The sequence below is a fragment of the Streptococcus sp. 263_SSPC genome, from assembly GCF_001071995.1.
Lineage (GTDB): Bacteria > Bacillota > Bacilli > Lactobacillales > Aerococcaceae > Granulicatella.
Genome location: NZ_JVNU01000028.1, coordinates 1 through 9,459, shown reverse-complemented (window position 1 = coordinate 9,459; position 9,459 = coordinate 1). Strand labels below are relative to the sequence as shown.

At 35.5% G+C, this 9,459-nt stretch carries 7 protein-coding genes; all 7 read right to left on the bottom strand.

From position 1 onward, the window contains the following. The coding region (locus tag ADH02_RS04020; RefSeq protein ID WP_048782775.1) for a Cna B-type domain-containing protein at positions 1-3,873 on the bottom strand (3,873 nt) is incomplete at its 3' end. A gap of 172 nt (positions 3,874-4,045) precedes the next feature. After that, complete coding sequence (locus ADH02_RS04015) at positions 4,046-5,011, bottom strand: DHH family phosphoesterase (protein WP_048782773.1); 966 nt, start codon at positions 5,009-5,011, stop codon at positions 4,046-4,048. A gap of 85 nt (positions 5,012-5,096) precedes the next feature. After that, positions 5,097-6,059, bottom strand: coding sequence for a DHH family phosphoesterase (locus ADH02_RS04010; RefSeq protein WP_048782771.1), 963 nt, complete (start codon positions 6,057-6,059; stop codon positions 5,097-5,099). A 2-nt stretch (positions 6,060-6,061) separates the two neighbouring features. After that, entirely contained in the window at positions 6,062-7,378 is a 1,317-nt protein-coding gene (locus ADH02_RS04005; RefSeq protein ID WP_048782767.1) for a DRTGG domain-containing protein, read from the bottom strand. A 130-nt stretch (positions 7,379-7,508) separates the two neighbouring features. Continuing rightward, on the bottom strand, positions 7,509-7,913 hold the full coding sequence (locus tag ADH02_RS04000; protein WP_048782766.1) for a metal-dependent transcriptional regulator: 405 nt from the start codon (positions 7,911-7,913) through the stop codon (positions 7,509-7,511). A gap of 113 nt (positions 7,914-8,026) precedes the next feature. Then, complete coding sequence (locus ADH02_RS03995; RefSeq protein ID WP_239681719.1) at positions 8,027-8,878, bottom strand: IS3 family transposase; 852 nt, start codon at positions 8,876-8,878, stop codon at positions 8,027-8,029. After that, entirely contained in the window at positions 8,857-9,411 is a 555-nt protein-coding gene (locus ADH02_RS03990) for a helix-turn-helix domain-containing protein (protein ID WP_048782316.1), read from the bottom strand. Before ADH02_RS03990 ends, ADH02_RS03995 begins: the two co-directional genes overlap by 22 nt. Positions 9,412-9,459 lie beyond the last annotated feature (48 nt).

Below are 9,459 nucleotides of genomic sequence, written 5' to 3'. Positions count from 1 at the left end.
TGTAGAAGCTTCTGTTGTCGTAGGAGCTTCCGTTGTCGTAGGAGTTTCTGTTGTTGTAGGAGCTTCTGTTGTTGTAGTCGTCGTAGTAGGTTCTGTAAAAACATTCATAAATGTAATATCTTTACCGTATTGAATGTCAGCTTTTAACACTTTACCTTCTTGAGAAACCACAATAGTAGCTTCTTTTTCGCTATTATCATACGTAATTCTTGAGTCAGTTCCTGACACTTCTTTTACCTTAAAGGTATAAGTGCCTGTTTTTTCAAACTGCAGATTTGTAAATTGGATAGTTCCATCGGCACTATTGGTTGCAGTTTGAACAATATTCCCTTTTTCATCAAGCAAATTGAAGGTGAACTCGCCCTCTTGAAGGGTTCGTCCTTGTAGTTCTTTTTTGAAACTCAAGTCTTTTTTGATTGGATCTAAAATAGTATTAGTAATAACTGTCTTAGTACCCTCATTTGAAATACTATGATTATATCCTTCTGGCACTTCAAGTTCATCTACAGAATACTCATATTTAACTCCATTAAGAGATTCTGGTAAATCTTTAAAAGTATACGTCCATTGATTATTTTCATTCAATTCAATTGGTGCGCCATAGTTTTTACCATTTTGTTTCAACTGAACTTTAATACCTTTACGTAAAGATAATTTATTGTTATTATCCTTCCAAACTTTTGTTACAGTATGTGAAACAGTATTCCGAGTATTCGTGATAGTAACCCCATCATTTACTAGAACATCTCCAGAAATGGCTACCGTATAATCTTGCCCATATTGTTCTTCAAGGACTTCACGAACAGCATAATTTTTCACAGAAGGATCTAATAACTTACCATCTGTCGTAAGTTTAAAAATTCCCTTCCAATCATTTGTTTCATTTAATTCTAATGTATTGAGCACTTTTGAAGGATCTGAAGTTTTAAATAATTCTACTTTAACCTTAGAAACTGAAGCATCTCTAGCACCTACCCATTTCTTTTCAACTGGGATATATTGAGGTAATTGATTTGAGACAACATTTGTCTCACCTAAAGCTTTTGGATTATTTGCATCACGATTCGTATAGAATGAATTGTTAGCAATCATTGTATCGATAGATCCATCTGTGTATGAAGAATTCTTCATGTGTAAAACAAAATCAACAATCTCACCAGGAATAATAGATTCTCCTTCATTAAGTAAAATTTTAATTGCTGTGATTTTTGTAAAATCAGTTACAGCATCTGCCTTTACCCAACCTGCTGCTTGAGTTGCAGTGTAAGGATCTGAAGGTAAATCTTTGACGGTACTGTAATAAACAGTGAATTTGGGATCTGTTTCAAGTGCTTTCGTTAAGAACGGAGTAAAATTAGACCCTTTTTCATCACCAGCATATGGAAGTCGATCATACAAAGTGAATGTTTTGATTGTTGCAATGCTGTAGTTCTTCGTCTGCAACTGATACTTGAATTCTTGATCATAATTCGTCAAAACTTTTTCTTTAGTCCACTTTCCATCTGCTGTCGAGATGAATTTTTCTGAGCGAATTTCTGTTGGTAAATTTACTAATGTTTTTGTCTTTGCACCGATAATTTTATCAGAAACTGTTCCGTCAGTATTTGGAACCTTGAAAACATTATCTACCAGAGATGGAGACTTCACTTTTCCAGGTAATGGTGAAAAATCATTTGCTGTGAAGTACACATGATTATCAGTATTTTTCTTATAGTCATCTGGATTTTGAATCGAAGTTGGCATTGCATCTGAAGTAATCTTTGCACTTACAACTGGAGAAAATTGAAAATCAATGGTTTTATCATTGTAGAAATCCAAATCTTTTAATTCAAAAACAACGGCTTGTCTTCCGCTACCATTATAATCATCAATCACATATGGTTCTTTCTTGAGCATATTCTTTTGTTCTTGTTTATGAATATAATAACTTACGAAAGTGATTCCTTCAGGTAAAATATCAATAATCTTACTACCATTAATACGTCTATTTTTCGACAACCCATCAAATTTCATCGTTACATTGTATTCAACAACCTCACCTAAAACACCTTGAGGATTTGTGCGTGTTGATTTATTTAATTGGATTGTTTCCTCGATATACTTTAAATTTTCTGAAGAAGTTTTTGGTTTTGTTACAAATTTTCCGTTTTCGCTAAATCCATCGACAAGACCTTCTGCATGGAACCTGTTTTCATATCGAATTGGATTTTCTCTTTCTGTCTCATTGAATGGATTTAATAATTTTGTTTGAACAAAAACTGAAGTTCTTTCATATGGCGGAATGGTCCTTCCATCCTTCAATTTGATTTTGATACTTTGATATGTTCTACTCACTCTAGATGCGTTGGCTTTATCTAATGTTCCAGCATAAATCTGTTTGGCTTGGTTCGTAATCGCATCATTAGCCTCTTGATCAACGATAACTTGTTTGTTAGTTCCTTTTTCAACACTACCTAAAAATACCTCAGTACCATCAGCCTTAATACCATAAACATCATAATCAAACGGTGCATTAACAAACGGTACACCCACAGCATAATAATACATGCGAGAATCTAACGTATCATCAATCAGCATCAGTTCTGAAATTGCATTTGGAGCAGTATTCGTAAAAATTAAATTCCAAGTTGAAACTGCAGAATCAGGAGTTCCTTCATCTACTCTTAATGTTTGAGAATCATTATTAGACTTACCTGTTGCACCATCACTAATAAGTTCTCCAATTAATTTGAATTGAATAGAATCATTTAAGGTTAAGTTTTCTTCAGTATCACTTTGATTTACAAAACTTAATTCTGTTTTTACATTATTAACAATGTTTGTTTTTACTTTTGCATCTGGGAAGCTTAATAATAACGTTAATTCTCGTAAAGCATTCTCTGCTTCGGTATTAAACTTAATTAACTCATCCCCACCAGTGACTGTTGTTGACACGGTTCCATCCGCATTCAAAGTCCATCCTGGATTCTTTGCAGGATCAAAAACAGCAGTTCCAGTTGAACCATCTATTTTCGTATAAGTAGGTAAAGTATCCGTTACAGTAATAGTTTTAACAGCACGTGTTTGTGCTCTTCCATTTCCCCAGTTTTGAGTTTGACCTCCCCCTCCAGTATTCGTGGATAAACTAAATTTGAAAGGAACATCTCTAGGACCTGTGATTCCGTTATTCGTTGCAGTGCCTCCGTAAAGTTCTTTATTATCAGCTGTATAATTTTGGGTATCGTTTGGGCCATCATATTTAAACAACGATTGCTTATCTACTTTAACAGTATACTTCAAATCATTTAACGATGGAGATAATGTTTCTCCCGTTGAACTTTTCAATGAAATTTCTGGAGTGAAAGAATAACCTTCAGGTGTCACCCGATCTTTAAACTTAAATGTAAATGGAAAACTTGCAGAAGTCGTTTGTGTAATATCAGAAAGATATACTTTTAGAACACCCGGAGTTGAATTATCTGTTCTCTCAACTGGCCCCCCTTTTGCAACAGAAAAACTGTCAATGTATTCTGTAGGATACTTAATTTCGATATACCCTCCAATGACAGGTTGTTCTACTCTTGCACCATCCAAGAAAATTGTTCCTTGTCTGTTTGCCGTCGTATATTGTGGGATTTCCCCAGTTGTATTAGCCGAGGTCACTTTTACTTTTCCAATCTGTGCAATCCCAACTGTAGCAGCAGACGCATTTTCTTCATTCGAATCACTAGTTGTTATTTCTTGAGTAGTTACACCATTTGAAGTCGTAAGTGTTACAGCAGTATTTTGCAAGTTAGTCGTCTCTTGTGCATGAACCATTGGCGGAACAAACTGGTTTGCAAATAAAGCCAAAATAACTGAGCTAGCATATATTTTCTTAAGTAACCTATTCATATTTTCTCCTTCTTTAATTTGAAATATTTTCATGTAACCAATACTATTTTACAGCAAATATAGCTTCAGAACAATTGAAAGCGGTTATTATATCGCATTTTAGGAAAGAATCAGACTGCTTGAGTACAAAAAATCCTAACGCAATAAATAACAAGAGTTAGGATTTTAAAAATTATCTAGCACTTAAAAATGCTTTTGCAGATTCATTTAATTCAGCAATAATCTGATGTGCTTCCTCTAAGGTGGATACTACGGCTCCTGAGGCTAATGGGTGTCCTCCACCACCATGATTCTGAGCTATCTCGTTAACAATCGGACCTTTCGAACGTAGATTTACACGGTAGCTTCCATCTGGTTGCTCAACGAATAATGCCCAGCAATGAATTCCTTCAACAGTACTTGGAAGTGAGATAACACCATGAGTTTGATCTTCTTCAATTCCAAAGTGCTCTAAATCTTTTTGTGAAAGAATTGTCGCTGCAACTCCGTTTTCAGAAATTTCCATGTTTTGGTAAATATAACCTGCTAATCGGCTAACTGAAACTGGGTTTGTAATCATATGATAAGCAATTCCTGAGATATCTACATCGAATTCTAATAATTTAGATACCATCGCAAATGTTACTGCAGTTGTTGCTGGATAAAGGAATCGACCTGTATCTCCAACGATACCTGCATATAATGCATTTGCTGCTTCTTTAGAGACTTTCCATGTACTTTCTTCACCAAACACAAAACGGCATAGAATTTCGCTTGTACTGCTTGAATTTGTATCCACAAATGAAATCGCACCATACACATCTCTATCTGGATGGTGGTCAATTTTAATGACATTAGATGGATCTACTTCAAATGGGCAGTCAATACGTGGAGTATTGGCACAGTCTAAAACAATAATCAGAGAAGCATCAAATTGTTCTTGTGTGATTTCGTCCATTTCTCCAATATATGTTAATGAGCTAGGCATTTCACCAAGTAAATAAACTGTTTTTTCAGGATAAGTAGCGCGGATAATTTCTCTTAGCCCTACTTGTGAACCAATTGCATCTGGGTCTGGTGATTCATGACGCAAGATAACAATCGAATCTGCTTTTTTAATTTCTGCATCAATCTTTTTAAAAAACTCTGTATAATTCATTATTTAATATTTCCTTTCATCCAATGATTGGACTGATTTTTATTGTAAATACAACATCTTATAATACTCTTATTTGGGCGTAATTTCAATTTTTCTTAAAGGCTTTCACTGCCTCTTTTAACTCAGCATCCACTTCTAATATTTGACTCTTCGTAACAGAAGGAATTCCACACGCTAGCGTATGTCCTCCACCGCCGAAAGCTTGCGCAATATGATTCACGGTTGGCCCTTTTGAACGCAAATGAACTCTAAAGGTGCCATCCTCTTGTTCCACATACATACTCCATGCCAGAATCCCTTCAACCGTTCCAGGAACTGAAACTACAAGTGAAGCTAATTGGTCAGTAGCTTGGAACCGTTCAAGCACTTCTTTTGTTAAAACTACACTCGCCATGCCTTCAGGAGACACATTTATATTCTCGTAAATATACCCTGTCATTCGATTCACATTCAGAGGCTTTGTAATCATCTTATCGGCAATCCCAGCCAAATCAACATCGTGTTGTATCAATTTTGATACAAGCGCAAAAGTTTTCGAAGTAGTCGACGGATATAAGAATCGTCCGGTATCCCCGATAATCCCTGCGTAGATAACATTAGCTGCTTCACTCGTCATTTTAAACGGTGTTGTTGCGTCAAATGCAAGTTCAGCCATGATTTCACTTGCACTAGCGGCAGTTGTATCCACATAACAAATCTTTCCATAAGGAGTCACATTTGGATGGTGATCAATCTTAATCACCTCATCAACATTTACTTCAAACGGACAATTAATGAGTCGAGGTGTTGAACAGTCAACCACAATCACTAGAGATTTGGAGAATACTTCTTGTGTAATCTCATCCATATCACCGATATACTTCAAGTTTTCGGGCATATCTCCAATAACATATACAGCCTTTTCAGGGTAAGATCCTTTAATCAACTTACTAAGTCCTATCTGAGACCCCAAAGCATCTGGGTCTGGTTTTCTATGTCTTAAAATCACAATTGAATCGGCTTTTTCAATCTCTGTGATCATTTCTTTTAATAATTCTTTGTAATTCATTCTTAGTTTCTTTCCATTAATTGATTTGACATAATTGCTTTAGCAACAATTGAGTTTTCTAATAATACTGAAATATCTAATTTCGATACTTTACGACCATTATCAAGCATTTGAATTTGAATCACAATATGACTTTCGATTGGAATCATCTTCAAGTAATGCATTTCTAATTGTTCAATCACGGTGTTACGACGTTGACTTCTATGAATAAATTCTTTTGAAGCAACCGAAACCACTTCACATAATACCCCAAAGGAAAGCATCCCAAGGTTGTTCGTCATTTGTGGTGTTACTGTAAAGCTAAAGTTAGCTCCCGTTGGATTCACTTCAACGATTTCTAAATTTTCACTAACGTCATCTTCAAATGTATTTCCTACTTGCGGTTGGCGTTGTGTTAGCTGCATCGCCTTCATAACATCTCGTCTTGAAATTATCCCAATGAGCTCCATATTGTCTTGCACAACAGGCAACATCTCTAACCCATTCCAGATCATTGAATGCGCAACACTAGCTACTGAAGCATGTAATTTTGATACAGACGGATTCTTCGTCATGACACGCTCCATTGTTAGCGTATCTGTTTTTCCTAAAATATCTTTAGCGGATACCACACCCACTAATCGATTCGAATGATTTACAACTGGGAAACGCGAATTCCCTGTCTTCTCACTGAGTTGGCGATACTCTTTTACGGTTTGATCGATTTTCAAGTAATTCGTGTTTTCAATATCGTTGTAAATATCCGCGACAATCATGATTTTCTTCTTAATCAACTGGTCGGTCATCGCACGGTTGATAAGACTGGCAACGGTAAATGTATCGTAAGTTGTTCCCATCAATGGGATTTTAAGTTCATCTGCTTTTTGAATCAATTGAGGTGTTGCTTGGAATCCCCCTGTAATTAAAACTGCAGCTCCTTGATTTAGAGCAAGTAATTGAGCATCTTCACGGTTCCCGATAATCACAAGAGATTCAGGCTGAATATAGCGCGTCATCGCATCTAGTGTCATCGCACCAATAACAAAGCGGTTTAAGATTTTATCTAACCCTTCGTGACCACCGAATACTTCCCCTTCAATAATCTTAATAATTTCTCCAAAAGAAAGCTTTTCTAGATTATCCTTTGTTTTACGTTCAATACGAATCGTTCCAACGCGTTCGATGGTCGAAACAATCCCAATATTCTCGGCTTCCTTAATGGCGCGATAAGCAGTTCCCTCGCTCATTTCCATATTCTTTGCGATTGAACGGACAGAAATTTTTTCTCCAACCGGTAATGATTCAATATAACGAATGATTTGTTGATGCTTTGATGTCATAATATCCCCTCTGTATTAAAAAAATGAAACACCTAACTTAAACTGTACTATTATTGTACTAAAGTTTCGGGATAAATACTAGAGCAAAAATTAAAAAAACTGGCCAAAACAGACCAGTTTTATCGCTATTTTATTCTGAAAATGGTGGTATTTCTTCTCCATGAGGACAATGTGTTGGATTCCCTAAAAATTCCGCTAATCGCTCTGTCATTTCAACAGTAGAAGCATGTTCAAGAATCTCTGCTTGATCATGAACAGACTCTCCGCTAAATCCAAGTGATTTTACGAGAAAAACTTCCCATATTTTATGAGAACGAATCAAACGTTCTGCAACTTTAATTCCCTTCCCTGTTAATTTTGCACCTTTATAACGGATGTATTCAACCGTACCATCATGGACAAGCTTATTCAACATCTCTGTCGTTGAAGCTGCTGAAAGGTCCAGCATTTGATTGATGGCTTTATTCGTAACGAATTCATCTTTACCGCCTAATTTATAGATTGTTTTAATGTAATCTTCCTTATTTGGTGTCATAAGCCATCTCCTTTCTTTCCCTAACAGTATAGCATATTTTATAGACGAAAAACAGAGCAAAGAAAGAGCCTTAGGAAAGTGATATGTACCCAGAATCCTGGACACATTAATAATTAAGCTGAACGCATGGATGTTTCCCTGTATTGAACAGGGGACATCCATTTTGTTTTTTCTTGAATTCTTTTGTTATTGTAATAATCTATATAATCTTTAACTGCCGTTTGAAATTCCTTAAAGGTAGAATATTGCTTTTCCAAACCATAGAACATTTCGTTTTTCATTCTGGCGAAAAACGTTTCTATAATGCAATTATCATAACAATTTCCTTTTCGAGACATTGATTGAATAATTCCTCGTTCTTTTAATGACTGTTGATAAAATGCGTGTTGATATTGCCAACCTTGATCAGAATGGAGAATCAATCCATTTACATTAGGGAATTTTTTGAAAGCTTTATTTAACATCCTTTGAATCTGTTCTAAGTTGGGACTTAGAGAAAGATCATAGGAGATTATTTCATTAGTAGACATATCTAAAATTGGAGAAAAGAAACATTTTCCCCAAGGAAAAGTGAATTGAGATACATCTGTACTCCATTTTTGAAGTGGCCTATCGGCCGTAAAATCTCTGTTAATAATATTATCAGCAACTTTCCCAACATTGCCTTGATAAGAATGGTATTTCTCTTTAGGGCGTTTTCCAAACAATCCATTTATATGCATAAGACGTTGAACTCTTTTATGATTAACAACGTGACCTCTCCGGCAAAGTTCTTGGTAAATTCTTCTTACGCCATATCTACCTTTATTTTCATGAAATATTTTTTTGATTTCTGATAATAAAACACCATTTTTCTCAGCCACAGCATCAACTCTATTCAATTCAAAATAGTAAGTAGATTTCGCCATTTTCATCGCTTTAAGAAGATGTTTTAGTTGGTATCCTATTTCTCGTAATTCTTTGATGACCGCTGCTTTCTCGCCTTGAGAAGCGCAGCTTCCTGTTCTTTTCTCAAGGCTCTCAGTTTTTTTATAACAGCAATTTCAGCTTCTAAATATGCATTTCGTTTACGTAATCTAACTAATTCTTCTCGTTCGGATTCTGAAAGGTTATCAGGCACATCTTTTTTATTCATAATAGGCTCCTTAGATAATGGTCGTCGTCTTTTCTTATTCTTTAAACCATTATATCCATAAGTTTTATACTTGTGAACCCAAGAACCTAATAATCCGACACTTATTCCCGCTGGAAAAGCAACCTCTGATAGAGCTTTCCCATTTAAAACCTGTAAAACAAATGTCAATTTTTCATCTACCGTCCAATTTCTTTGTTTTTTGACACGCTCCAATCCTTTAGGACCATGAATCTTTTCAATTTTATCCCAATTCAATATTTTTCTTCTAAAACTCTCTTGCATAACATTTTCAGGAGTTTCTACCCATGTTCCTTTCCGATATAATTCGACACATTTCATTTTGAATTCGAATGAGTAACGCATAATAAATACCCCCTTTACTGGTTTGTCCAGTAAAGGGGGTACATATCA